The 25,163-nt window shown below is 63.6% G+C and carries 18 protein-coding genes and 1 pseudogene; 16 read left to right on the top strand and 3 right to left on the bottom strand.

What is annotated here, in order from left to right; genetic code table 11:
- Positions 1-210 precede the first annotated feature (210 nt).
- The 10 genes from E5E96_RS19920 to E5E96_RS19875 all read left to right on the top strand — a co-directional run bounded on the left by E5E96_RS19920 (position 211) and on the right by E5E96_RS19875 (position 11,234).
- Positions 211-2,340, top strand: a complete 2,130-nt coding sequence (locus tag E5E96_RS19920; protein WP_171282933.1) for a sigma 54-interacting transcriptional regulator — start codon at positions 211-213, stop codon at positions 2,338-2,340.
- Positions 2,341-2,350: 10 nt separating this feature from the next.
- Positions 2,351-3,208, top strand: coding sequence for a formate dehydrogenase accessory sulfurtransferase FdhD (gene fdhD / locus E5E96_RS19915; RefSeq protein WP_171282932.1), 858 nt, complete (start codon positions 2,351-2,353; stop codon positions 3,206-3,208).
- A gap of 125 nt (positions 3,209-3,333) precedes the next feature.
- Complete coding sequence (gene recR, locus E5E96_RS19910) at positions 3,334-3,936, top strand: recombination mediator RecR (RefSeq protein ID WP_010633741.1); 603 nt, start codon at positions 3,334-3,336, stop codon at positions 3,934-3,936.
- 233 nt (positions 3,937-4,169) lie between these two features.
- Complete coding sequence (gene htpG / locus E5E96_RS19905; protein WP_039213532.1) at positions 4,170-6,083, top strand: molecular chaperone HtpG; 1,914 nt, start codon at positions 4,170-4,172, stop codon at positions 6,081-6,083.
- 254 nt (positions 6,084-6,337) lie between these two features.
- The gene (gene adk / locus E5E96_RS19900) at positions 6,338-6,982 is read left to right on the top strand and encodes an adenylate kinase (RefSeq protein WP_011706319.1); all 645 of its coding nucleotides are present in this window, start codon (positions 6,338-6,340) and stop codon (positions 6,980-6,982) included.
- 114 nt (positions 6,983-7,096) lie between these two features.
- Positions 7,097-8,071, top strand: a complete 975-nt coding sequence (gene hemH / locus E5E96_RS19895; protein ID WP_026080103.1) for a ferrochelatase — start codon at positions 7,097-7,099, stop codon at positions 8,069-8,071.
- 73 nt (positions 8,072-8,144) lie between these two features.
- Positions 8,145-8,537, top strand: a complete 393-nt coding sequence (locus E5E96_RS19890; RefSeq protein WP_171282931.1) for an MAPEG family protein — start codon at positions 8,145-8,147, stop codon at positions 8,535-8,537.
- Between the two features lie 179 nt (positions 8,538-8,716).
- Positions 8,717-10,021: an inosine/guanosine kinase gene (locus E5E96_RS19885; RefSeq protein WP_042067042.1), complete on the top strand. Its 1,305-nt coding sequence runs from the start codon at positions 8,717-8,719 to the stop codon at positions 10,019-10,021.
- A 187-nt stretch (positions 10,022-10,208) separates the two neighbouring features.
- Positions 10,209-10,571, top strand: a complete 363-nt coding sequence (locus E5E96_RS19880; RefSeq protein WP_010674427.1) for a DUF2750 domain-containing protein — start codon at positions 10,209-10,211, stop codon at positions 10,569-10,571.
- Positions 10,572-10,739: 168 nt separating this feature from the next.
- Positions 10,740-11,234, top strand: a complete 495-nt coding sequence (locus E5E96_RS19875) for a hypothetical protein (RefSeq protein ID WP_171282930.1) — start codon at positions 10,740-10,742, stop codon at positions 11,232-11,234.
- Here the strand turns inward: E5E96_RS19875 and E5E96_RS19870 are convergent.
- Entirely contained in the window at positions 11,197-12,837 is a 1,641-nt protein-coding gene (locus E5E96_RS19870) for an EAL domain-containing protein (protein WP_011706314.1), read from the bottom strand. The genes E5E96_RS19875 and E5E96_RS19870 overlap by 38 nt on opposite strands.
- 188 nt (positions 12,838-13,025) lie before the next feature.
- Between E5E96_RS19870 and glgC the strand changes: the two genes are divergently transcribed.
- Entirely contained in the window at positions 13,026-14,300 is a 1,275-nt protein-coding gene (glgC, locus tag E5E96_RS19865) for a glucose-1-phosphate adenylyltransferase (protein WP_011706313.1), read from the top strand.
- Between the two features lie 77 nt (positions 14,301-14,377).
- Here glgC and E5E96_RS19860 read toward each other — a convergent pair.
- A pseudogene (locus E5E96_RS19860) lies at positions 14,378-16,377 on the bottom strand (hypothetical protein).
- A 145-nt stretch (positions 16,378-16,522) separates the two neighbouring features.
- Positions 16,523-17,074, bottom strand: coding sequence for a lipoprotein (locus E5E96_RS19855; RefSeq protein WP_024944003.1), 552 nt, complete (start codon positions 17,072-17,074; stop codon positions 16,523-16,525).
- Between the two features lie 325 nt (positions 17,075-17,399).
- On the opposite strand from E5E96_RS19855, the gene amoC reads away from it, so the two are divergent.
- The 5 genes from amoC (at position 17,400) to amoA (ending at position 25,149) form a co-directional block, all read left to right on the top strand.
- Positions 17,400-18,593, top strand: coding sequence for an amonabactin biosynthesis isochorismate synthase AmoC (amoC, locus tag E5E96_RS19850; protein WP_216368098.1), 1,194 nt, complete (start codon positions 17,400-17,402; stop codon positions 18,591-18,593).
- Between the two features lie 76 nt (positions 18,594-18,669).
- A complete protein-coding gene (amoE, locus tag E5E96_RS19845; protein ID WP_171282929.1) occupies positions 18,670-20,331 on the top strand; it encodes an amonabactin biosynthesis (2,3-dihydroxybenzoyl)adenylate synthase AmoE in 1,662 nt (553 codons plus the stop codon).
- Positions 20,332-20,354: 23 nt separating this feature from the next.
- Positions 20,355-21,278: an amonabactin biosynthesis bifunctional protein AmoB gene (gene amoB, locus E5E96_RS19840; RefSeq protein ID WP_171282928.1), complete on the top strand. Its 924-nt coding sequence runs from the start codon at positions 20,355-20,357 to the stop codon at positions 21,276-21,278.
- Positions 21,275-24,379: an amonabactin biosynthesis non-ribosomal peptide synthetase AmoF gene (gene amoF / locus E5E96_RS19835; RefSeq protein WP_171282927.1), complete on the top strand. Its 3,105-nt coding sequence runs from the start codon at positions 21,275-21,277 to the stop codon at positions 24,377-24,379. The genes amoB and amoF overlap by 4 nt, the downstream gene beginning before the upstream one ends.
- A 20-nt stretch (positions 24,380-24,399) precedes the next feature.
- Positions 24,400-25,149, top strand: coding sequence for an amonabactin biosynthesis protein AmoA (gene amoA, locus E5E96_RS19830; protein ID WP_171282926.1), 750 nt, complete (start codon positions 24,400-24,402; stop codon positions 25,147-25,149).
- Positions 25,150-25,163: the final 14 nt, after the last annotated feature.

Below are 25,163 nucleotides of genomic sequence, written 5' to 3'. Positions count from 1 at the left end.
TAATGGGGATGGGGCTAACTTATTATGCCAGCCATCCTGCGATAATCTGCGCGATGCTATTTCGGTGCATGTTAGTTTTTATAATTAAGCGTTAAGTTTTTAAAAATTAATTATAACATCTGACTGCGATGGCTGATGCATTGTTTACCGTTGTTGCCGTGCTGCAATTGGCCGGCAAGGGTACCCATCTAGATGTAATGCGAGGCCTGAATGCTGAATGTGAGTGCCATTCCGTTGACCGACATCTCACCCATCTGGGATGACGGCTTTCTCTCCCTCTCCAAGAACCTGCTCTCCGCCGTCACCCTGGACGATTTCATCCACAAGCTGAACCGGATCCAGCCCTGCTTTCGCCAGGTGGATCGGGTCAACCTCATCCTCAACCTGGGGACGGGGGAGGAGGCGGTCTTCTACTACCTGGGGGAGCAGGGGCCGGCTCACCTCATCTGCCGCAAGGCCGATCTCCATTTTTCCCGCGAGCAGGCCATCGTGCTGCCGGCGAGTCGCTTTCGCCACCGCTGCGAACAGCTGGCGAGCACCCCGGTTTATGACGGTTTGCACTCCTACTGCCAGCTGCCCATCACCACTGCTCGCAGCCACCTGGGCGGGGTGGAGTTTATCAGCCGCGAGGCCAATGCCTTCCCGATGGAGACCCTGGCCAAGCTGACCCAGCTGGCGGCCATCGTCGCCATTGCGCTGGAGAACGTGCTGGACAAGGAACGCACCCTGGAGCAGGCCAACTCCCTGCGCCTTGAGCGCGACAGCTGCAAGATCCTGGTGGACGTGACCAACGCGGTGATTAAGTTAGTGCGCATCGCCGAGCTGCCCCAGAGCCTGTTCACCATACTGCACCACCACTTTGGCATCAGCAGTCTGTGTCTGGCCGAGTACAACGCCACCTCCGACAGCTTCAAGAGCTACCTGATCAATCAGCAGCAGCGCGAACAGCCCGGCATCATCAACCATTCGTGTTTTGAGAAGAACTGCCTGCAGGGGGCGCTCGGCCACAGCGAGCCCTTCTTCCTCTATCGCGAGCAGGGCCACGGCTGCCAGTCGAGCTGCCGTTTCACCTCCCAGATCCTGCCCCCCGACGCCGACAGCTCCTGCATCCTGCCGCTGCGCTATCGGGGCAACCTGCTGGGGGTGTTGATCCTCTCCCACCCACAGGCGGATTTCTTCGCCGACCTCGATATCTCGCTGCTCGAACAGGTGGCGGCGCGCACGGCGATTGCCATGAACAACGTGCAGGCGCAGCAGGAGATCTCCAACACCACCGGCGCCAGGGAGAAGACCCTTCGGGTCGACGGACCCGCGCCGCAGGGGGACTTTGCCAACATCATCTACCAGAGCGCCGTGATGGAGAAGGTGCTGGAGAAGGTGAAGCTGGTGGCCCAGAGCGACTGCACCGTGCTCATTCTGGGGGAGACCGGCACCGGCAAGGAGCTGATTGCCCAGGCCATTCACGCCCTGAGTGCCCGCCACGATCACGAAATGGTCAAGGTGAACTGCGCCGCCATTCCCACCGGCCTTATCGAGAGCGATCTGTTCGGCCACGAGAAGGGGGCCTTCACCGGCGCACTGACCCAGCGTATCGGCCGCTTCGAGCGGGCCCACAAGGGCACCCTGTTCCTCGACGAGGTGGGGGACATGCCGCTCGATCTGCAGCCCAAACTGTTGCGGGTCTTGCAGGAGCACGAGCTGGAGCGGGTGGGCAACAGCAATCCCATTGCCATCGACGTGCGGCTGGTGGCGGCCACCAACTGCGATCTGCTCTCCATGGTCAAGAACAAGCGCTTTAGAAGCGACCTCTATTACCGGCTCAACGTCTTTCCCATCGAGCTGCCGCCCCTGCGCGAGCGGCGCGAGGATATTCCGCTCTTGGTCAACTTCTTCATCAAGAAGATCGCCAAGCGGATGCGCCGCACCATCACCTCCATCCCGGCCGACGCCATGAAGATGCTGGTGTCGCTCCCCTGGTACGGCAACATCCGCGAGCTCGAAAACATCATCGAGCGGGCGGTGGTGATGACCCGTGGCCATGTGCTCAACCTCTCACCGGACGAGCTGCTGCCCCTCAAGGGCTTTCACAAGATGGAGACCCTGGTCTATGACGAGCCGGCCCGGGAGCTATTTCGTGAGCCGCTGCCCGCCTTGCCGCAAGGTGACGAGGCACAGGGGGAAGATGAGCGGGTCAGCATCATCCGGGCGCTGAAGGCGTGCAACGGCATCGTTGCCGGCGAGCGGGGCGCGGCCCAGCGCCTGGGCATGAAGCGCACCACCTTGCTGTCGAAAATGAAACGGCTCGGGCTCTCGGCCAAAGACCCCCGCACCCTCAACTAAGGGGCCCCAGATGTTGCTTGAATTCGACCCCGACACCCCGCAGGCGCTCAGCGCCCATCGCGAGGTGGTCCATTATCATCAGCGTGGCGTCACCACCGACAGCGCCATGCAACTACCCTGCGAAACCCCGGTGGCGCTGGTCTACAACGGCATCGCCCACAGCGTGATGATGTGCTCGGCCGCCGATCTGGAGGATTTCGCCATCGGCTTCTCGCTGTCGGAGGGGATCATCGACAGCCTGCTCGATATCCACGACATCGAGCAGCAGAGCGCCTGCCGCGGCATCGAGCTGCACATCACCCTGGCCAATCGCTGCGTTCATCGCCTGAAAGAGAAACGGCGCACCCTGGCCGGGCGCACCGGCTGCGGCATCTGTGGCAGCGAGAGCCTGGAGCAGGTGGTGCGTGCCCAGCCAAGGCTGCCCGACAGCCAGCGCTTTGCGGTGGGGCATATCGACAAGGTGCTGGCGGCGCTGCGCCCGCTCCAGCTGCTGGGGCAGAGCACGGGGGCGACCCATGCCGCCGTGCACGTGGACGACGAGGGCAACATCCTCGCCATTCGCGAGGACGTGGGGCGCCATATCGCGCTGGACAAGTTGGTGGGGCACCTGCAGCGCAGTGGCCGGCGCGACGGCGCCATCCTGGTGACCAGCCGCGCCAGCTTCGAGATGGTGCAAAAGTGCGCCAGCGCCGGGGTGGAGATCTTGCTCGCCATCTCGGCCGCCACCGAGCTCGCGGTCGAGCGGGCCGAGCGGACCGGGCTCACCCTGGTGGGCTTTTGCCGCCCGGGGCGGGCCGAGATCTACAGCGGCCGCCAGCGCATCCTGCTGGCAAGCGCGGCATCATCCCTTATTTCGGCAGAGGGCTGAGGGCACAAGGCCATTGGCGCTCGGGGTTGGCTCGGGTATAGTCCTGCGCCAACAAGATAGGTTCGGTCGCGCTCCTTGCCCGTCAGGGCGCCGTGGCCGACACAGCGTCAAAGGATACCAAGCCCATGAAATTCAGCCCGCTGCTGGATGAGATGATGAAAGCCCTGCAGGTGCTGCCGGGTGTCGGCCCCAAGTCGGCCCAGCGCATGGCATTTACCCTGCTCGAGCGTGAGCGCAGCGGCGGCCTGCGGCTGGCCCAGCTGCTCTCTCGCGCCCTGACCGAGATTGGCCACTGCAGCCACTGCCGCACCTTCACCGAGAACGAGCGCTGCGAGATCTGCGCCAATCCCAAGCGCGAAGAGAACGGCCTGCTGTGCGTAGTGGAGAGCCCGGCGGACGTGGCCGCCATCGAGCAGACCGGCCAGTTCTCCGGCCGCTACTTCGTGCTGATGGGCCACCTCTCGCCGCTGGACGGCATTGGCCCGGAAGAGCTGGGGCTGGAGATCCTGGAGCGACGCTTGAAAGACGAGGCGATCAGCGAGCTTATTCTGGCCACCAACCCCACCATCGAAGGGGACGCCACCGCCTGGTACATCGCCGACATGGCCCGCGCAGCCGGCGTCAAGGTGAGCCGGATTGCCCACGGGGTGCCGGTGGGTGGCGAGCTGGAGCTGGTGGACGGCACCACGCTCTCCCACTCCCTGATGGGGCGTCAGCCCCTTAATTGAGTCAGTGTCAGCCCCTCAACTGAGTCAGCGTCTGTTGTTCAACAGGCCCTGCGTCACGACTCAGCAGCAATACCAGAACCCGCCTCGGCGGGTTTTTTGTCGGGCAAGAGGGTCGATTGGCGCAAAAATCGCCATTCGCACGCTTCGACGTTTTGTCCCCCTTGAAATGGCGATCGCCGGCCCCATCTTGGATCGGGAATATGTTCAACCCGAATCGCCTGAGGATAGTGTCGATGACCCAAAGCGTTCATGCCGAAACCCACGGGTTTCAGACTGAAGTCAAACAACTGCTGAGCCTGATGGCCCACAGCCTCTACTCCAACAAAGAAGTGTTCCTGCGCGAGCTGATCTCCAACGCCTCCGATGCGGCGGACAAGCTGCGCTTCAAGGCGCTTTCCGATGCCTCTTTGTTCGAAAACGACGGCCAGTTGCGCGTTCGCCTGGTGGTTGATAAAGAAAATCGGACCCTGACCATCTCCGACAACGGGATCGGTATGACCCGGGATCAGGTGATCGAGCACCTGGGCACCATCGCCAAGTCCGGCACCGCCGAGTTCTTCAAGAACCTCTCCGGTGATCAGGGCCGCGACTCCCAGCTGATCGGTCAGTTCGGGGTGGGCTTCTACTCCGCCTTCATCGTCGCCGACAAGGTGACCGTGGTGTCCCGCGCCGCCGGTACTGCTCCGGAGCAGGGCGTGCAGTGGGAGTCGGAAGGGGAAGGCTCCTTCACCGTGGCTGACGTGACCAAAGCCGGTCGCGGTACCGACGTCATCCTGCACCTGCGCGCCGAAGAGGACGAGTTCCTCGACGACTGGCGTCTGCGCTCCGTGGTCAGCAAATATTCCGACCACATCAGCGTGCCGGTGGAGATGTTCAAAGAGGGCACCCCGGATCGGGAAGAAGATGGTGAAACCATCGTCGGCACCCCGGGCGAGTGGGAGCAGGTCAACCGCGCCACTGCGCTGTGGACCCGCAACCCGAAAGAGATCAAGGACGAGGAGTATCAGGAGTTCTACAAGCACGTCGCTCACGACTTCGAAGATCCGCTCTTGTGGGGGCACAACCGGGTGGAAGGGGCGCAGGAGTACACCAGCCTGCTCTACGTGCCGGCCCGCGCACCGTTTGATCTCTACAACCGGGATCAGAAACACGGCCTGAAGCTCTACGTGCAGCGAGTCTTCATCATGGACGACGCCGAGCAGTTCATGCCGGCTTACCTGCGCTTCGTCAAAGGGGTGCTGGACTCCAACGATCTGCCGCTCAACGTCAGCCGTGAGATCCTGCAAGACAACAAGGTGACCGTCTCCCTGCGCAAGGCCTGCTCCAAGCGCGTGCTGACCATGCTGGCCAAGCTGGCCAAGGATGATGCCGAGAAGTACGCCAAGTTCTGGAGCGAGTTCGGCAATGTGCTGAAAGAAGGCCCGGCCGAGGATTACGCCAACCGCGAAGAGATCGCCAAGCTGCTGCGCTTTGCCAGCACCGCCGGCGAGGGCGAAGCCCAGACCGTGTCGCTGGAGGATTACGTTGGCCGCATGAAGGAAGGCCAGCAGAAGATTTACTACATCACCGCCGACTCCTATGCCGCTGCCAAGAACAGCCCGCACCTCGAGATCTTCCGCAAGAAGGGCGTCGAAGTGCTGCTGATGTGGGAGCGGGTCGACGAGTGGCTGATGAGCCACCTGACCGAGTTCGACGGCAAGCAGCTGGTGTCCGTCACCCGTGGCGAGCTGGATCTCGGCGATCTGGAAGACGAAGCCTCCAAACAGGCGCAGGAAGAGGCTGAAAAAGCCAACGCCGGTCTGGTTGAGCGTGTCAAGCAGAGCCTGGGTGAGGCGGTAAAAGAGGTGCGCGTCACTCACCGTCTGACCGACTCACCGTCTTGCATCGTCACCGATGCCCACGGCATGAGCACCCAGATGATCAAGCTGATGCGCGCCGCCGGTCAGCCGGTGCCGGAGCAGAAGTACATTCTGGAACTGAACCCCGATCACGCCCTGGTGAAGAAGCTCGATACCATCCAGGACGAGGCGCTGTTCGGCGAGTGGGTCACCCTCTTGCACGAACAGGCCCAGCTGGCCGAGCAGGGCGGGCTCAATGATCCGGCGAGCTTCGTCTCCCGTATCAACCGTCTGTTACTCCAGGCATGATGTTTGGGCCCACTGCGTGCAGTGGGCTCTTTCTTTTCTGGCGCCTGCCCCGTTTGGGGCGGGCGCCAGTTGCGTGCAGCGCTGCTGCATTTTCACTCATTTTTCGTACACGGATCTGCGCCAATGGTCGTATTGCCATGTCGGAAAAATGGTGAAAAATAAGCCACTCACACGGGGCAAGCTTGTGAAAATGGGCGAAACCGTGTAGTTTTTTGCCTTCTCAAGAATTGAATAACCAATCAATAGGAGCGTGTATGCGCATTGTTCTGTTGGGGGCTCCGGGTGCCGGCAAGGGTACTCAGGCTCAGTTCATCATGGAAAAACACGGTATTCCGCAGATCTCCACCGGCGACATGCTGCGTGCCGCGATCAAGGCGGGCACCGAGCTGGGCCTCAAGGCCAAAGCCGTGATGGACGCAGGTCAGCTCGTCTCTGACGACATCATCATCGGCCTGGTCAAAGAGCGTATTGCCCAACCGGATTGCGCCAACGGCTTCCTGCTGGACGGTTTCCCGCGCACCATTCCCCAGGCGCAAGCCATGAAGGACGCCGGTGTTGCCGTGGACTTCGTGCTGGAGTTCGACGTGCCGGACGAAGAGATCGTCAAGCGCATGAGCGGTCGTCGCGTTCACTCCGGCTCCGGCCGTACCTACCACGTGGTGTTCAACCCGCCGAAAGTGGAAGGCAAGGACGACGTGACCGGTGAAGATCTGGTGATCCGTGCCGACGACGAAGAGACCACAGTGCGCAAGCGTCTGGATGTGTACCATCAGCAGACCGCACCGCTCATCGGCTTCTACGGCAAGGAAGCGGAAGCGGGCAACACCCGTTACGTCAAGATTGATGGCACCCAGCCGGTGGATCTGGTCAGCAAGCAGCTGGCGACCATCCTGGGCTAAGCCCGCCATTGCCATCGTCCCCAAGGGGCCTGCGGCAATGTGCCAGTGAGACAAGGGCCCGGCATGGGCCCTTTCTTGCATTCAGACATAACAACAGAACGACAGGAAGCATACGTGACCACGAAAACCGGGATCTTGCTGGTCAATCTGGGTACCCCAGCCGCGCCCACCACGGCCGCCGTCAAGGCGTTTCTCAGCCAGTTTCTGCACGATCAGCGGGTCGTCGACCTGCCGCGCTACCTCTGGTGTCCTCTGCTCCACTTCATCATCCTGCCGACCCGCTCTCCCAAGGTGGCCAAGCTCTATCAGCAGGTGTGGACCGAGCAGGGCTCGCCGCTGATGGTGATAAGCAAGCAGCAGCGCGCGGCGCTGGAGCAGGAGCTCAAGCGCGAAGGGGTCGAGGTGCCGGTGGAGCTGGCGATGACCTACGGCTCCCCTTCGCTGGATGAGGGCTGGCAGGCGCTCAAGGCCAAGGGCGTCAACCGGGTGATCCTGTTGCCGCTCTATCCCCAGTATTCGGTCAGCACCACCGCCTCGGTGTTCGATGGCTGGGCCAAGGCGATGAAAAAAGAGCGCAACCTGCCGGTGGTGCGGCTCATTCGTGATTACCATGCTCACCCCGAATATATCCAGGCGCTGGCCATGAGCGTGCGTCGCCACTGGGAACAGCACGGCCAGGGCGAGCACCTGCTGATGTCGTTCCACGGCATTCCCGAGCGCTACGAGCGGGAAGGGGATCCCTATGGTCACCAGTGCCGGCGCACCGCCGCCCTGCTGGCCGAGGCGCTCGGGCTGGAGGCCAGCCAGTGGACCGCCAGCTTCCAGTCCCGCTTTGGCAAGGAGGAGTGGCTCAAGCCCTACACCGACGTGACCATCGGTGGCCTGCCGGCCACCGGGATCAAGCGGCTTGACGTGATTTGCCCGGCCTTTGCCGCCGACTGCCTCGAAACCCTGGAGGAGATCCAGGTGCAGAACCGGGAGATCTTCATGGCCGCCGGTGGCGAGCAGTTTGAATACATTCCGGCCCTCAACAGCGATCAGGCCCACATCCGCATGATGGTGTCGCTGATCTGCCGCGAGCTGGCCTGACAGACATACAGCCGGTGCCGCCCATCGGCACCGGCTGCCAGTCGTTCGCTATCCAAGGAGAAGGAGTTTCACCATGATGCATATCACCCTGATTTACGCCGGCCTCTTGGGGCTGCTGTTCCTCTTGCTCTCCTTCTGGGTGGTCAAGCGCCGGGCCCAGTTCAAGGTGATGATAGGGGAAGGGGAGGCGCCCGAGATGCGCACCGCCATCCGGGCCCACGGCAACTTTGCCGAGTACGTGCCGCTCACCCTGCTGCTGATGGCGCTGTGCGAGCTGGCGGGCGTCGGGGCGTTGTGGCTCCATGTCGGCGGCCTGGCGCTGCTGGTGGGACGCATCCTGCATGCCATCGGCATCCAGATCCCCAAGGCGCCCAACCTGCCGAGGCTGGTCGGTACCCTGCTGTTCTGGCTGGCGCTGGGGATCTTCTCGGTGCTGGCGCTGGCACAGGGGCTTGCCGCCGGCTGAGTCTTGTTCGCGGTAAAAACCACCTCCTTGCGAGGTGGTTTTTTTGATGGGTTTTGGTAAACGTTTTCCTCTGCAGCCCATGTCTATACTGACTTCATATTTTAATCAGGCGACTTTTCGGCGCGGCGGATTGTGTTAAAATCCCGCCCCTCTTTCCCCCAGAGCACAAGAACATTGCCATGAAATTTCCCGGTCAGCGCAAGTCCAAACACTACTTTCCAGTGGATCGTCGTGATCCCCTCATCTCCCAGAGCGCGGTGCTTGCGGAGCGGGGCAAGGCCTATGTGGTCGGGATTGACCAGACGCTGGTCGACATCGAGGCGCATGTTGATCTGGCATTTCTCGAGCGGTACGGCCTGAGCCGCGGCCACTCCATGCTCATCTCCGACGACGTGGCCGAGCAGATCTACAACGAGCTCAAGAGCAACAACATGGTGGTGAGCGAGTTTGCCGGCGGCACCATCGGCAACACCATGCACAACTACTCGGTGCTGGCGGACTCCCACTCCATCCTGCTCGGCGTCATGAGCCAGGACATCCGCATCGGCAGCTACGCCTACCGCTACCTGTGCAACACCTCGTCACGGGTCAACCTCGACTACCTGCAGCCGGTAGACGGCCCGGTCGGTCGCTGCTTCACCTTCATCACCGAAGGGGGCGAGCGCAGCTTCGGCATCAACGCCGGCAAGATGGACCATCTGGATGTGGCCCACATCCCCGAGACCATCATCAAGGAGTCCTCCGCCTTGGTCATCACCGCCTACCTGGTGCGCGGTGAAGATGGCACCCCGATGAAGGACGCGGCCATGACCGCGGTACGCTATGCCCGCGAGGCCGGCGTGCCGGTGGTGCTGACCCTGGGTACCCGCTTCGTCATCGAGTCCGACCCCCAGTGGTGGCGCGATTTCATCAGCGAAAACGTCACCGTGCTCGCCATGAACGAGGAAGAGGGCGAGGCCCTGACCGGTTTCTCCGATCCGCTGGCTGCCGCCGACAAGGCGCTGGACTGGGCCGACATGGTGCTCTGCACCGCAGGACCGGTGGGGCTCTACATGGCGGCCTACACCGAAGAGGACTTCAAGCGCGAAACCACGCTGCCGCTGCTGCCCGGTGTCATCCCCGAGTTCAACATGTACGAGTTCAGCCGCCCGATGACCCGCAGCGGCTGCCGCGTGCCCAAGCGCATCTACTCCCACATTTCTCCCTACATGGGCGGGCCGGAGAAGATCAAGAACACCAACGGGGCAGGGGACGGGGCCCTCTCCGCCGTACTGCACGACATGGTGGCCAACGCCTATCACCGCAGCGCCGTGCCCAACTCCGCCAAGCACGTGGCCGAGTTCCTCACCTACTCCTCGCTCTCCCAGGTGTGCAAGTACGCCAACCGGGTGAGCTACGAGGTGCTAGCCCAGAGCAGCCCGCGCCTGTCGCGTGGTCTGCCGGAGAAGGAAGACAGCCTGGAAGAGGTGTACTGGGAGCGTTGATCCCGCCCCTTGCGCTGAAAACGCCTCCTTCGGGAGGCGTTTTGTCAGGTAAAACCCGGCCGCAGGCAGTTTTTTGTGTGATAAATCCCAAGATGCTTGAGTCCATGTCACTTTTGCGACACCATTTGGCCACCGCATTGCCACTCGGCACTGCCGTGGCCGCAGCACCCGATAGAGAGAGAGCCCCATGAGTAAGTTAACTGACAATCTTGACGCCAATTTCCAACTGTTCATCGAAGAAGTCCGCGAGTCGGGTCAGGTATGGGGCTTGCGTTACGGTGAAGACTGGGTCGTCTGCCGCTCTGCCGAGTTCGAAGATGCCGACGTGATGCCGCTCTGGTCTGCCGAAGGGGATGCCCGCCTGCACTGCGTGGACGAGTGGGCCGACTACGAGCCGGAAGTGATCGAGCTGGAAGAGTTTCTCGACATCTGGATCAACGATCTGGACGAAGACGACGTGCTGGTCGGCCCGAACTGGAACGCCGATCTGGAAGGGCAGGAGCTCGAACCCATCGAGCTGGCCAAGGCGCTGGTGGAACTGGACGCCTGAACCACACTGCATTGAGCCGGGCCTGGGCCCGTCTGATGAGAACCGATATCCGCGAGGATGTCGGTTTTTTTATGGCCGGCTTGCAGAATACTGAATGAAAAGGCGATTTGGCTTTGCACCCGCCAGAGGGATGGTCCATCATCAACCTTTTGCCGAGCGGGAGGAGCCATGTTTGTATTCGACGTCACCGGCGTTGCAGGGGCACGAGCCGAGATCCGGGTTCAGGCGCTGGACTGGGGGCAGAGCGGCCCCGTCACCTTCCGCTGTGATGACGATCAACTGGCGGTGCTGCTGCTGACCGACTGCCGCTGTGATGCGGTGGGCTTCTTCAATCTGCTGGCGGGCTGCAAGCCGCTCTACCTGGAGCAGTGGCTCAGCTATCTGCAGGAGACCGGCCGCATCGCCAAGCAGAGCTGCCAGCTGGAGAGCCCGGCCCAGGAGGATTACCTCGCCAAGGCCGGTCTTGAACACGAAGAGCTCAATACTCTGCTCGGGCAGGTCTATCAGGTGGCGGGTTTCAACCGGCTGCAGATCAACCGTTACCTCAAGAATCGCCACAATCCCACCACCCTGGCGACCCGTTACGATCAGAAGGAGCTGGAGCGCTATCGCCAGCTCAACGACATCATTCTGACTCTGTTGAAGTTGAAGCATCCTCAGTAAACAGCCCGAGCTGGCTGATATCCGGCCGCAGCTGCTGGGGCTTGGCGATGAGATAGCCCTGCAGCCCGTCCACATACATGCCCTGCAGCAGCTGCTTCTGACCCAGCTGCTCCACCCCTTCCGCAATCACCTGACAACCCATCCGGTGTGACACGTCGACGATCATCCGCACGAACTGCTGGTTGGTCAGATCCTGCTCCAGCCCGGTGATGAGGGCCGGATCCAGCTTGATGTAGTCGGGCTTGAGCTCGCGAAACAGGTTGAATGACCCTATCCCCTTGCCGAAGTTGCAGATGGCGGAGCGACTGCCGTTGCGCCTGAGCAGCTCGAACACCCGCTTGGCCCCGGTCAGGTTGCGCTCCAGATGCTCCTCATCCAGTTCGAACACCAGGTTGGCGCTGGTGTTGGGGTCGTTGAGCAGCTGTCGGTCCAGCCAGATCAGAAAGGCGCTGTTTTGCAGCAGGTTGCTGGAGAGGTTGATGCCCCAGCGACTCTGATTCGAGCCAAAGGCCCGGTACTGGCGCATCACGTGGGTCACCAGCATCTGTTCCAGCCGCATCACCATGTCCAGCCGCTGGGCCATGGCGAACAGGGTGTCGGTGGGCAGCACAGTGCCGTCGGCACTGCTGAAGCGGGTGTAGATCTCGTTGTAGGCCAGCATGCTGCGGTGCATGGGCTGGATCGGCTGGTAGGTGAAGCTGATGCGCTCCTGCTCCAGCAGCTCGGTCAGCACCAGCTTCCAGTGATGCTGCCCCTGCAGCTCCACCACGCTGTCATCCTGCTGGATGGCCCAGCCGTTGACCGTCTCGGTCTGGGCGCGGGCCAGCGCCAGATCCGCCCTGGCCAGAATGGCCTCTATCTTCTGGCCGCTGCTGAGCCGGGTCAGCCCGGAGTAGGCGGCGCTCTCCAGTTCATGCTGCTGCTGATAGTGATCGAAGGCGATCTTCAGATCCCGCCCGAGCAGGGGGGGCGGGATGTTGGCGACCGGCTGCACCAGCACCGCGAAGTCGGCCCCCGAGATGCGGTAGACCTGATGGCCGGGGAAGCGGCTCACCACCCTGGTGATGATATTGGCGATATCCTTGATGTAGGCATCCCCCGACTGAAAGCCGCGCTGGGCATTGAGCTTGCCAAGCTCGGTGGCGCGGATCAGCACCAGGGTGGCGGTCTGGGTGTCCTGATCCCGCTGCAGCAGCTCGGTCATGTCGCGGCGAAAGGCGTGGCGGTTTTGCAGCTGGGTCAGCTCGTCCTGGGTCGCCTGGTTGTGCAGCTCGCTGATCTGGCGGTGGGCGTCGCGCTCGGCCTCGTTGAAGTGGGCGAGCAGTTGCTGCAGGGCGGCCTGGGCCTCGGGGGTGGTGAGACAGGTGGGGTCCCGCAGCTGCAGTGCTCGGCACCACACCTGCTCCTGATGGCTGCGCTCGGCCTGTTGGAGGCGCAGGGTCAGCATGCTCAGCAAGCCGAAGCCGAGCAGGCTGGTGGCGAGGATGATAAGCAGGGTCAGCAGCGTGCTGGTGAAGGCGAGCCAGAGCCCCTGCAACAGCAGCAGGGGAGCACAGAGGAGAGCGATCACCAGCAGCTGGTTGCTCCCGAGCTTGTTCAACATGGTGTCATCCTTGATGATGTCGTTGATGTTGAAATTCTAACCAAGCTCGCGCCGCAAAGCATGAGATCCCGCTCAACTCCTGGAAAAGGGCCAATTGAAATCAGTTAAATGTGAGTGAAACCACTTTCATGGCGCCGGAAACAGGCGAAGATGAATCGAAAATGGACCAAAACAAGGCAGAGGTAATTATGTTGTTAGAACCCGTAAATACTGCCAAAGCACGGCAACTATTGAACCAGAGTATGGCCTTGGTGCTCGCGGGGGGACGGGGCAGTCGCCTGAAGCAGTTGACCGACAACCGCGCCAAGCCTGCCGTCCATTTTGGCGGCAAGTTCCGCATCATCGACTTCGTGCTCTCCAACTGCATCAACTCCGGCATCCGCCGGGTCGGGGTGGTGACCCAGTACAAGTCCCACAGCCTGCTGCGTCACCTGCAATCCGGCTGGTCCTTCCTGCGCTACCAGATGAACGAGTTCATCGACTTGTTGCCCGCCCAGCAGCGGGTGGACGAGGTGCACTGGTATCGTGGCACCGCCGACGCCATCTACCAGAACGTCGACATCATCCGCGACTACGGCCCCAAATACATAGTGGTGCTGGCGGGGGATCACATCTACAAGATGGACTACGCCGCCATGCTGCTCGATCACGTGCGCCTCGGCGCCAAGGTGACGGTGGCCTGCATCGAGGTGCCGCGCGCGGAGGCCTCCGCCTTCGGGGTGATGGACATCGACGAGCAGCGCAAGATCCGCGCCTTCGTGGAGAAGCCGGCCAATCCGCCCGCCATGCCGGGCAACGAGAACGTCTCCCTGGCCTCCATGGGCATCTACATCTTCGAGGCGGAGTACCTCTATCAGCTGCTGGAAGAGGACATCCACAACCAGGAGTCCAAACACGATTTCGGCATGGACGTGATCCCGCGCATCGTGGGAGAGGGCAAGGCGTTTGCCCACCCGTTCACCATGTCCTGCGTGGGGGCAAAAGAGGGGCAGAAACCTTACTGGCGCGACGTGGGTACCCTGGATTCGTTCTGGGAGGCCAACATGGATCTCGCCTCCGTGGTGCCTGAGCTCGACATCTATGACGAGAACTGGCCCATCTGGACCAGCCAGACCATGACGCCGCCGGCCAAGTTCGTGCAGGACAGAAACGGCCAGCACGGCATGACCATCAACTCCATGTTCGCGGGCGGCTCGATCGTCAGCGGCTCCTTCGTGCTCAACTCCGTGCTGTTCACCCATGTGCGGGTGCACTCCTTCTGCACCCTGGATCAGGCCATCATTTTCCCCGGCGTCGAGATTGGCTCGGGTTGCCGGTTGCGGCGGGTGGTGGTGGACAAGGGCTGCAAGCTGCCCGACGGGCTGGTGGTGGGGGAGAACGCCGACGAGGACAGCCGCCGCTTCTATCGCTCCGAGCAGGGTATCGTGCTGGTGACCAAGGAGATGCTGGCCAAGCTGGGGTGATGTCACGCCCAACGCCAGACGCCACAACTAAAAAGGGAGCCGATATGGCTCCCTTTTTCTATTCAGCGAGTGGCTGATTACTTTTCGGTGATCAGCGCCTTGGCGGCCATCACCATGGCGGTGCCGTGCTTGCCACCGGCTGCGGTCACTTGCGGGACGCCATCTTCGTCGGTGTCACCACCGGCCCTTCGATGACGTTCTCGCCGGAGTCGCCGATCCACTCGGCCATCTGCATGCCGCCGTTGACGGTGCCACGGAACCAGCTCACATAGCGCTGGGTCAGCTGGGCCAGCTCCAGCGCCGGGGCTTTCTCGCCGCCTTCGTTGCGCAGGTTCAGCATGGCGGAGCGCAGGGCGCCGGAGATGGCGGCCTGGGTCCAGGGGGTGTATTCACCCTGCTTGCCGGCGAGCCAGGTACCGGCCTTCTGGTTGAAGTAGGCCTTGTCGGCGGCGATGAACAGCTCGCGCGCCGCCGTGCGGTACTTGGCATCCGAGGTCGCCAGGAAGGCGGCGGTCAGGCCGCGGATGGCGGCAAACTGGGCGTCGATGGACTGGCTGGCATCAAGCTTGCCACCCAGGGTGACTCCATCGTGCACCAGCCCATTTTTGCCCTTGAGATTGGCGAGGATGAAGTCTGCCTGCTGGCGGATCAGCACCAGTGCCTGCTGGCCCTGGGCGGTCTTCAGGTTCAGCTCGCCATTGTCACCAGCGGCGTAGCCGACTGGCAGCGCATCCTGGGCGCGCTGGAAGATCTGCAGGGCGACCAGACTGTAGGCAGCGTCAAAGGTGGTGACGTGCTTGCCCTGTTTGCCGGCCTGCCAGCTGTCGACCAGGGTGCCGGCCTTGGGCTCGAAGTGCAGGGCATTGAGGTTCTTGAACACCATGCCGGAGAGGTTCAGCGCCAGGGAGAAGGCATCGTCACCCGCCACCAGCTTGGCGGCATCGCTGCCCTTGTTGGCGGCCGGTGCGGCGGCGAACGGGGCACCGTCGAACACGGCGTGGAAGGCCGGGTTCTGGTTGGTGTTGGCGCTGCGCTGATCGGTAAAGGCGTAGAACTCGGAGAGCGGCCACAGCATCATCCAGGTGTCGCGCAGCTGGGCGGAGCCGTCCACCACCTCGAGCTTGCCGATGGCGCCGACGTCATTCTTGCCGGTCTCGGTCACTTTCACCTGATGGGGGAAGTAGACGATCCCCTTGGCCGGATCGTACTGCGGGGTGATCTTGGCGCCCAGCTGCTTGCCGTCAAAGCCGAGCTGACCCTGCAGGATGGCCAGCTTGTCGATGGACTGCTCGGTCAGCATCATGCCGTTGAAGCCGTCGGCGGCAGAGACGCCCAGCTTGTGCTTGCCGTCCTGATCCATGGTGGCGGACGAGGCTTCCACCTCTTCATCGGTGTCGGCCACGTGCATGCCGCCGAGGAAGTCCTGGGACCACATCACCTCTTTGAGCAGGATGCCGCCCACGGCCGCCGGCACCAGCAGGTTGTCACTGCCGCTCCAGCGCAGGGTGGCGTAGTCGCGGAAGTAGGCCGGCACCTGGGTCTTGACGCTCTTCTCGTTGTCCTTGGCGGTCTTGATGGTGATCTGGTCGCCGTTGACCGGGGTGGCGTTGACGGCTTGCGCGAACTCCGGGTTGGCGGAGGAGTAGGGCAGGGAGAGGGGATACATGCCCTGCGGCACTTCATCGGCCGGGAAACCGACCGCATCGGCCATGGCCAGCACCCGCTGGCCGAGGGAGGCCATGGTGCCACCGCGAGCCTGGTTTTGCGGCCCGTTCACCAGATGGGGGCCCATGCCGGATTGGTAGTTGAGGGCGTACATCGCCTCTTCGGAGTATTCGTAGGATTCGATGCCGGCGGCGAAGTCGAACGGCGTCGGCTCATCGGCGCGGTTGGCGTCCAGCACATCCAGATCCAGACCGAGGGCCTCGGCCAGCGGCTCGCCGGAGAGCTCGAACTCGGTGTAGGCCAGCATGTTGGCGGCGGTGTTGAATGTCTTGTCTTCTACCTTGACGGCGGCGTGTGCGGCGCCGCTCAGGAGCGCGCAGGCGATCGCCTGGACCAGTACGGTTTTTCTCATGTCCCTTCTCACCATATGTTTGATTTTATTATGACGCTTCTCATGAATCTAAATGAGAATGGTGTGCATTATGAGGCAAAGGGGGGAGCTTGAGAAGAAAAAACCGCGCCCCTGGAGTTGAAGAGAAGAGGGGCGCGGTTGGGGGTCAGAGCAGCTTGAAGGGAATGACCAGCCGGCCGGGCTCCACCTTGAGGGCTTCGACTTTATCCTTGATCCTGGCTTCGTTCTTGCGACTGCCATCCAGCCGGTAGACGGGGGTCTGGGAGAGGAACAGCGAGAGCGACTGGTTGAAGGTGGGCAGCAGCGGGGTGAGAGCGGTACCCACGTCGGCCGGCTCGGTCTTGACCGAGATGAGCTCGAGATCGCGCAGGTAGATGGCGCCCTGCTCGGCCACGTAGTCGGGGCGGGCGCTCAGGGAGAGGCGGATCTTCATCTGCTGGCTGCCAAGGGGGCTCGCTACCTGCAGATCGCCGGCGGCATCCAGTTCGACTCGGTCGGCCTGGCGGCGACCGATGCGGCTTTGCATCTCATCGAGGCGGATCTTGCTCGACATGATGCCGGGGATCCCCAGCTGCTTTTCGAAGGCGACCCTTTCTTTGAGGTATTGGTTGATCTCCCCTTCGCTGACGTTGTACTGGGTGAGTGAACAGGCGGCCAGCAGCAGGCTGAGGGGGAGCAGAAGCAGGTGCTTTAACATCGAGGATCCCGTGGGTTGAGACAATGGTCATAAAGATGGCGCCATCTTAGGGGGAAATGGCGTTCGCTGCCAGCGTGGGCGGCGAGCCCGCATTTTTTGTCGCAGCCTCATATGGGGGGTTGGCTGCGGAGCTCATACGGACAAGGCTGGCCGGACCTGCACGGTGGGCCGCAGCAGCCGTGGCACCCGCCATATCCACAGATAAGTTCCAGTTTTATCGGCATAAAAATCCCATTGACCGGGGGATTTCAAAGCGAGTATTTTACCGCCGCACAAATACAAACTGATAATCATTATCATTTTGAATCATATTTGAGGGTGTAACGTGGATACTCTTGTGATGGAAAATAGCGCGCCTGCCCAGGCTGCGTCTTCGCCCGAATTCTTGTTTACCTCGGGTCAGGGCACGCTCAGTGCCACTGATCTGGGCCAGCCTATCACCACCCCCGCCTGTGAATGGCCTTTGCTAGAACAACAGATTGCCGATGCGCTGGCCGCGGCCAGCGCCGCCGGCCAGGCCAACCCCCTGCTGATCGGTGCCTTCGCGTTCGACCCGGCGGAAGCCTCCTGCCTCTATGTGCCCGGCCGCTATGAGCGGGGCGATCGCCCTGTCCCGCCGGCACAGGCGCCGGGAACAGCGGCGATGACAGAGCAGGCCCTCGAGGCCAACCGGGTCATCTCGGTGCAGAGCACCCCGCCGGCCAGTGAATTCCAGGCCTCGGTCAGCGCGGCGCTGGATGCGTTTGCCGAGGGCCGGCTCGCCAAGGTGGTGCTGTCGCGCAAGCTCACCCTTACCCTGCACCAGCCTGCCGACCCTAAGCAGGTGATGGCCCGTTTGATGGCCCAGAATCCCCACGCCTTCCACTTCTCCCTGCCGCTCGGCCAGGACCGCCGCCTGCTGGGCGCCAGCCCCGAGCTGCTGCTGCGGGTCAGCGGGGGAGAGGTGTTCACCCACCCGCTGGCGGGCTCCGCCAGACGGGCGAGCGAGCCGGCGCAAGACGAAATGGTGGCCCGGGATCTGCTGGCCTCTCGCAAGGATCAGCATGAGCACCGTCTGGTGATCGACGAGATCCGCCGGGTGCTGACGCCCCACTGCCGCGAGCTGGCGATCCCGTCCAGCCCCTCGCTGATGAGCACGGATACCCTCTGGCATCTGGGCACCCCCATCGCCGGGCGGCTCAATGGCGGCGAGGCGTCGGTGCTCTCCTTGGCCTGCCAGCTTCATCCCACCCCGGCCCTGTGCGGCTATCCCACCGATCTGGCGCGCCAGTTCATCCGCGAGCAGGAGCCCTTCCGGCGCGCCCTGTTCAGCGGCATCGTCGGCTGGTGCGACAGCCAGGGCAACGGCGAGTGGGCCGTGGTGATCCGCTGCGGGGTGCTCGATGGCCATCAGGTCGAGCTGTTCGCCGGCGCCGGTATCGTCGCGGGTTCGGACCCCGCCATGGAGTGGGCCGAGACCGGCACCAAGCTGGGCACCATGCTCAAGGCCCTTGGCCTGGATTTGGAGGTGGCGCAATGAGCCAGCTTCAATATCTGGGCTGGCAGAGTGGGCAGCCGGATCTGAAAGCCCTAGGCCTGAGTCCGGAGGTGGCGCAATGACCCAGTCCAACCGCTTCCTGCCCTATACCCGCTGGCCTGACGCATTGGCCCAGCTGTACCGCGCCAAGGGCTATTGGCGCGGCGAGCCGCTGACCGCCATGCTGGCGCGTCAGTGCGAACTGGCCCCCGACGCCGAGGCCATCCTCTGTGGTGAGCGCCGCTTCAGCTATGGCGAGCTGGACGCGGCCTCGAGCCGGCTGGCCGAAAATCTGGCCCGCCATGGCCTGGGGGTGGGGGACACCGCGCTGGTGCAGCTCCCCAACGTGGCCGAGTTCTATCTGGTGTTCTTTGCCCTGCTCAAGGCCGGTATCGCACCGGTCAATGCGCTCTTTAGCCACAACCGGCTGGAGCTCCTCTCTTATGCCGAGCAGATCACACCGCGCCTCTTTATCGGTTCGCTGGCCCATCCGCTGTTTGCAAGCAAGGGTCGCGAGAGCGAGCTGCTGACAACCATCGGCACCGAGCTGGTGCTGCTGGATGGTGACGAAGGGGAGCTGGGGCTGACCCATTGGTTGGCGAAGGTGGCTGAGAGTGAGCCGGTGAAATCTGGCCCGACTCCGGCGGACGAGGTGGCTTTCTTCCAGCTCTCCGGCGGCAGCACCGGCACCCCCAAGCTCATCCCGCGAACTCATGACGACTATTACTACAGCGTGCGTCGCAGCAACGAAATTTGCGGCCTCGGCCCCCATACCCGCTATCTGTGCGCCCTGCCGGCGCCCCACAACTTCCCCCTGAGCTCCCCGGGCGTCCTGGGGGTGTTCGAGGCGGGCGGCACCGTGGTGCTCTCACCCGACCCCAGCCCCATCAGCTGTTTCCCGCTGATTGCCCGCCATCAGATTAACCTCACCTCGTTGGTGCCGCCGGCGGTCTCGCTCTGGCTGCAGGCAGCGGAAGCGGATCCCACCGCGCGCACTCAGCTCGAGAGTCTCGACTTGCTGCAAGTGGGCGGCGCCAAGCTGGGGGAGGCGGTGGCCAGCAAGATTGGGCGGTTGCTCGGTTGCCGGCTGCAGCAGGTGTTCGGCATGGCGGAAGGGCTGGTCAACTACACCCGGCTGGACGACCCCGACGAGAAGGTCATTCACACCCAGGGCCGCCCCATGAGCCCGGATGACGAGGTGCGCATCCTCGATGAGGCGGGCAACCCGGTCGCCCCCGGCGAGCCTGGCGCCCTGCACACCCGCGGCCCCTACACCTTCCGCGGTTACTACCAGAGCCCGGCCCACAACGCCCGGGTGTTCGATGCCGAGGGTTTCTACTGCTCCGGCGATCTGGTGGTACAGGATGCCGATGGTTACCTCACCGTGGTCGGGCGGCAGAAGGATCAGATCAACCGGGGCGGCGAGAAGATCGCGGCGGAAGAGGTGGAAAACCAGCTGCTGCACCACCCGGCCATTACCCAGGCGGCCCTGGTCTCCATGCCCGACAGCGCCATGGGGGAGAAGAGCTGCGCCTTCATCGTCAGCACGGATCCCGCCCTGAAGCCGCTGGCCTTGCGCAAGTTTCTGCGCGAGCGCGGGGTGGCGGACTTCAAGCTGCCCGACCGTTTCGAAACCCTGGACGCCCTGCCCATGACGGCGGTGGGCAAGATTGACAAGCAGGGGCTGCGGGCGCGCATTGCGCACGCCATCGCCGCCAACCAGTCCCTGACAACAGCATAAAACTAAAAAGGAATCATGACGTTATGGCTATCCCAACCCTGAACAATTACGCCATGCCCAGCCAGTGGAAGGCCAACAAGGTCGACTGGTCTCTGGATCCCAAACGCGCCGCCCTGCTGATCCACGACATGCAGGAGTACTTCACCGCCTTCTATGGCGAAAACAGCCCGCTGATCGCGGCGCTCATCGAGCGCCTGGCCGCCGTGCGCAAGCAGTGCAAGGCCCTCGGCATCCCGGTCTTCTACACCGCCCAGCCCAAGGATCAATCCCCTGAAGATCGCGCCCTGCTCAACGACATGTGGGGCCCGGGGCTCAACAAACGGCCCGAACAGCAGCAGGTGGTGGCAGCACTCTGCCCGGAGCGGGACGACACCGTGCTGGTCAAGTGGCGCTACAGCGCCTTCCAGCGCTCCGAGCTCGAGCAGATGCTCAAAGCGCTGGGACGGGATCAGCTGATCATCGGCGGCATCTACGGCCATATCGGCTGCATGATGACCGCCTGCGACGCCTTCATGCGCGACATCCAGCCCTTCTTCCTGGCGGACGGGGTGGCGGACTTCTCCCAGGCCGACCACCAGATGGCGCTCGACTACGTGGCGACCCGCTGCGGCAAGGTGATCCGCTGCGAGGAGGTGCTGGCCCTCGCCCCGGCCTCCGCTTCTGCCGCCCAGACCAGTCCGCTGCCCACCAATCCGTTGCTGACGTATGAGGGGCTCAAGGCGCGGCTGCTGAGTCATATCGACGAGGACGAAGGGGAGTTTGACCCCGACGAGAACCTCATCGACTACGGTCTGGATTCGGTGCGGATCATGGCCCTGCTCACCGAGTGGCGCGCCGCCGGGGTGGAGCTCGGCTTCGTGGATCTCGCCAAGCTGCCGACCCTCAACGGCTGGTGGCGCCTCATCGAGGCCAAGCTGGCAGCCCAGGCGCTGGAGGTGACCCCATGAACCGCTTCCCCTTGACCATCCCCCAGCAGGGGCTCTGGTCCGGACATCTGCTCAACGATGACAAGGCGATGTTCAACACCGCCGAGTGCATCGCCTTCGACGGCAAGGTGGAGGCGGCCGTACTGGTGGCGGCCCTTGCCAAGGCAGTGGGGGAGTGCGAGGCGCTCAAGGGCCACTTCGAAGACGATAAGGAGACGGTCTGCTTCGTCTCGCATGAACTGCCCCTGGCCTATGAAGAGGTCTCCCTTGAGCGCGATGACGAGACGCTGGCCCGCGCCTGGGCCTGGGCCGATCTGCGCCGCCCGTTCGAGCTGAGCCAAGAGGCGCCCTGTCGTTTCGCCCTGCTGCGCGGCCCTGGCCGCGATTACCTCTACAGCTGCGTGCACCACATCGCCCTCGACGGCTTTGGCACCACCTTGCTGTTCCAGCGCATCGCCGAGCTGTATGCAGAGGGGCTGACCGGTGAGATGAACTCCCCATCCCCCTTCGGCTCTTTGGCTGAAGTGCTGGCCGAAGAGGCGAGCCGCGAGCAGAGCGGCAAGAACGCAGCCGCTCGCGCCTTCTGGCAGGAGCAGCTGCAAGGCTGGCCCGAGGTGAAGTCCTTTGGCGAGATCCGCGCGCCCATCGCGGCCGAATTTATCCGCGAGAGCCGTCCGCTGCCGGCGGTGCTGTGGCAATCCCTGACCGGCTTTGCCGACGAGCACAAGCTGGGCTGGCCCGATCTGCTGCTGGCCGGCCTCTCGGCCCAGCTGTCGCTTTCGAGCGGCCAGGGCCAGACCCTGCTCGGCCTGATGATGATGAACCGCATCGGCTCGGCGTCGCTGACCGTGCCCTGCATGCAGATGAACATTACCCCGCTGGCGCTGACACTGGGTGAAGAACTGGATCTGGCGGGAGCCGCCGGCGCCGTGGCCAAGGCCAAGCGCGGGGTGCGCAAACACCAGCACTACCGCTACGAGCTGCTGCGCCGCGACCTTGGCCTGGTGGGGGGCGACAAGCGCCTGTTCGGCCCGCTGGTCAACATCATGCCGTTCGATCACGCTCGCCGCTTCGGGCCGCTATCTGCCCATATTCTCAACATCAGCGCCGGCCCGGTGGAGGATCTCACCATCGAGGTGCAGGTCGGCGTCGATGGCCAGCCCAGACTGGATCTGGACGCCAACCCCGGCTGCTACCGGCAGGCCGATCTGGCCGCCATCGCCGATACCCTGTTTGCCCTGCTGGAACGCTGGCTGGCCGAGCCCGCCCAGACCCTGGGGACGCTCAAGGCCGACTGGCTGGCCGAGCAGCGAGTCAGCGCCCTGATCGCCGGCCCCGCCCATGAAGTGATCAAGACGCGGCCGGTGCTGGAGGCGCTCTGCCACTTCGCCGCCCAGACCCCGGACAAGATTGCGCTGGAGCAGGGGGAGGCCCGCTTCAGCTACGAGGCGCTGCTGGCCAGAGCCGAACAGATGGCAGCTGCCCTGCAGGCCGCAGGCGTCGCCCCCGGCGACAGGGTGGGGGTCATGCTGGCCCGCACCCCCCAGGCCATCTTCGCCCAGCTGGCGGTGCTGCTGGCGGGCGCCGTCTACGTGCCGCTCGACCCCGAGCAGCCGCTGGAGCGCCAGGGCCATATTCTGCGGCTGGGGGAGGTCAAGACCCTGATCACCCAGGCCGAGTACCGTCACAAGCTGGCCAGCCTGTTTGAGGGGCGTACTCTCTTGGTTGGGGGTCTGCTGGCGGGGGATCTGGTGAGCGATAACCGCTTGAACCAGCCGGCCGCCGGCCGCGCGGTCGCCTACCTGATGTTCACCTCGGGCTCGACCGGCCTGCCCAAAGGGGTGGCGGTCAGCCACGGCGCGCTGGATCACTTCGCCGCCGCCGCCCGCTGCCGTTATCACCTGGATGAAGACGCGCGGATGCTGCAATTCGCCCCCTTCAACTTCGACGCCAGCATCGAGGAGGTGTTCGCTACCTTGAGCGCCGGCGCGACTCTGGTGCTGCGCACCGATGCCCTGCTCGAATCCATGCCCGCCTTTGCGGCCGGGGTGGAGCAGATGGGGATCACTCACCTCGACCTGCCCACCGCGTTCTGGAACGAATGGGTGGTGGCGCTGACGGCGGGCCAGGCCCACATTCCGGCCAATCTGGCCACCGTCATCATCGGCGGCGAGGCGGTCTACCCCGAGCAGCTGGTCCAGTGGCAGCGCCAGGGGCGCTCCGATGTGCGCCTGTTCAACACCTACGGCCCCACCGAGACCACAGTGGTAGTGACCACCCAGGAGCTGCAACAGGAGGACCCGAGCCAGGCCCAGTTGCCCATCGGCCTGCCGCTGCCCGGCATGCAGGCGCTCATCCTGGGGGCGGGGGAGCAACCCGCCAGCGAGGGTGAACTGGTGCTGCTCGGCCCGCAGCTGGCCAACGGCTACGTGGGGGGCGTGCAGGGGAGCTTTGGCACCCTGCGTGTCGGGGCGAAGCAGATGCCCGTCTATCGCACCGGCGATCGCGTGCGCTTGGTGGCCGGCCGACTGGTCTACCTCGGCCGGCGCGACAACGAGTTCAAGATAAGCGGCTATCGTATCCAGCCCGGTGAGGTGGAAGCCCAGCTGCTGGCCCTGCCGGGAGTGGACGAGGCGTGCGTGCAGGGGGTGAGCATCGGCAGCGTGCGCCGGCTGGTGGCCTTCGTGGCGGGGTCGGAGCGCGACAGCCGGGTCATCAAGGTGCAGCTGGCCAAGGTATTGCCTGCCGCCATGATCCCCACCGATTATCGCCACTATGACCAGCTGCCCCGCACCGGCTCCAACAAGCTGGATCGCAAGGCCCTGCTGGCCGCCTACCAGGCGGGTGGCGAGGCGTTGACCCTGGGCAGCGAGACCGAGAACCGGGTCGGCACCATCTGGCAGCAGATCCTGGGGCTCGCCACCATGGCGCCTGCCGACAACTTCTTCGAACTGGGGGGCCAGTCCCTGCAGACCATCCAGATCGTCAACCGGCTCGGCGCCGAGTTCGGGGTGCAGGTCAAGGTCTCCGATGTGTTCGATCACCCGCGCCTCGATGACTTCTGCCGTTTCCTCGACGGCCTGCTTGCCGAGGACGAAGAGAGCGTGGAGATGGTGTGGTGATGAGCAAGGAGCAACATGCAATGGCCTTTGATTTCACTGGCAAGCGGGTCTGGGTGACTGGAGCCGGGCGCGGCATCGGCCGCGAGGTGGCAACGCAGTTCGTGGCAGCCGGCGCCTGTGTGGTGGGGCTGGATCTGGCGTTTCCCGAAGCAGGCTACCCCTATGCCACCCGGCTGCTCGATATCGGCGACTCGAAGGCGGTCAACGCCTGCTGCGCAGCGCTGCTGGCAGACGGCGGGCTCGATGTGCTGGTGAACGGGGCCGGGGTCTTGCGCCTCGGCTCCACCGAAACCTTAAGCGATGACGACTGGCACGACTGCATGACGGTCAACGCCAGCGGCGTCTTCTATCTGCTGCGGGCCCTGGTGCCCCACTTCAAGGGGCAGCGGCGCGGCGCCATCGTCACCATCGGCTCCAACGCCGCCCATGTGCCGCGCATGCAGATGGCGGCCTATTGCGCCTCCAAGGCGGCGGTCACCAGCCTGACCCAGACGTTGGGGCTGGAGCTGGCCCCCTTCGGCGTGCGCGCCAACCTGGTGTCGCCGGGCTCGACGGATACCCCCATGTTGCGCGGCATGCTGCCAAGCGAGGAGGCCATGGCCCGCACCATTGCCGGGCTGCCGGAGCAGTTCAAGCTCGGCATCCCCCTGCGCAAGGTCGCCACCCCGGCGGAGATCGCCCATACCGTCCTCTTCCTGGCCTCGGATCTGGCCAGCCACATCACGCTGCAGGATCTGGTCGTCGACGGCGGCGCCACCCTGAGTGCCTGAGGCTTGAGAAACAG

The organism is Aeromonas sp. 1805 (assembly GCF_013085525.1).
GTDB classification, from domain to species: Bacteria; Pseudomonadota; Gammaproteobacteria; order Enterobacterales; family Aeromonadaceae; genus Aeromonas; species Aeromonas hydrophila.
The sequence above is the reverse complement of the archived record's forward strand: the minus strand, read 5'-3'. Positions and strand labels throughout refer to the sequence as shown.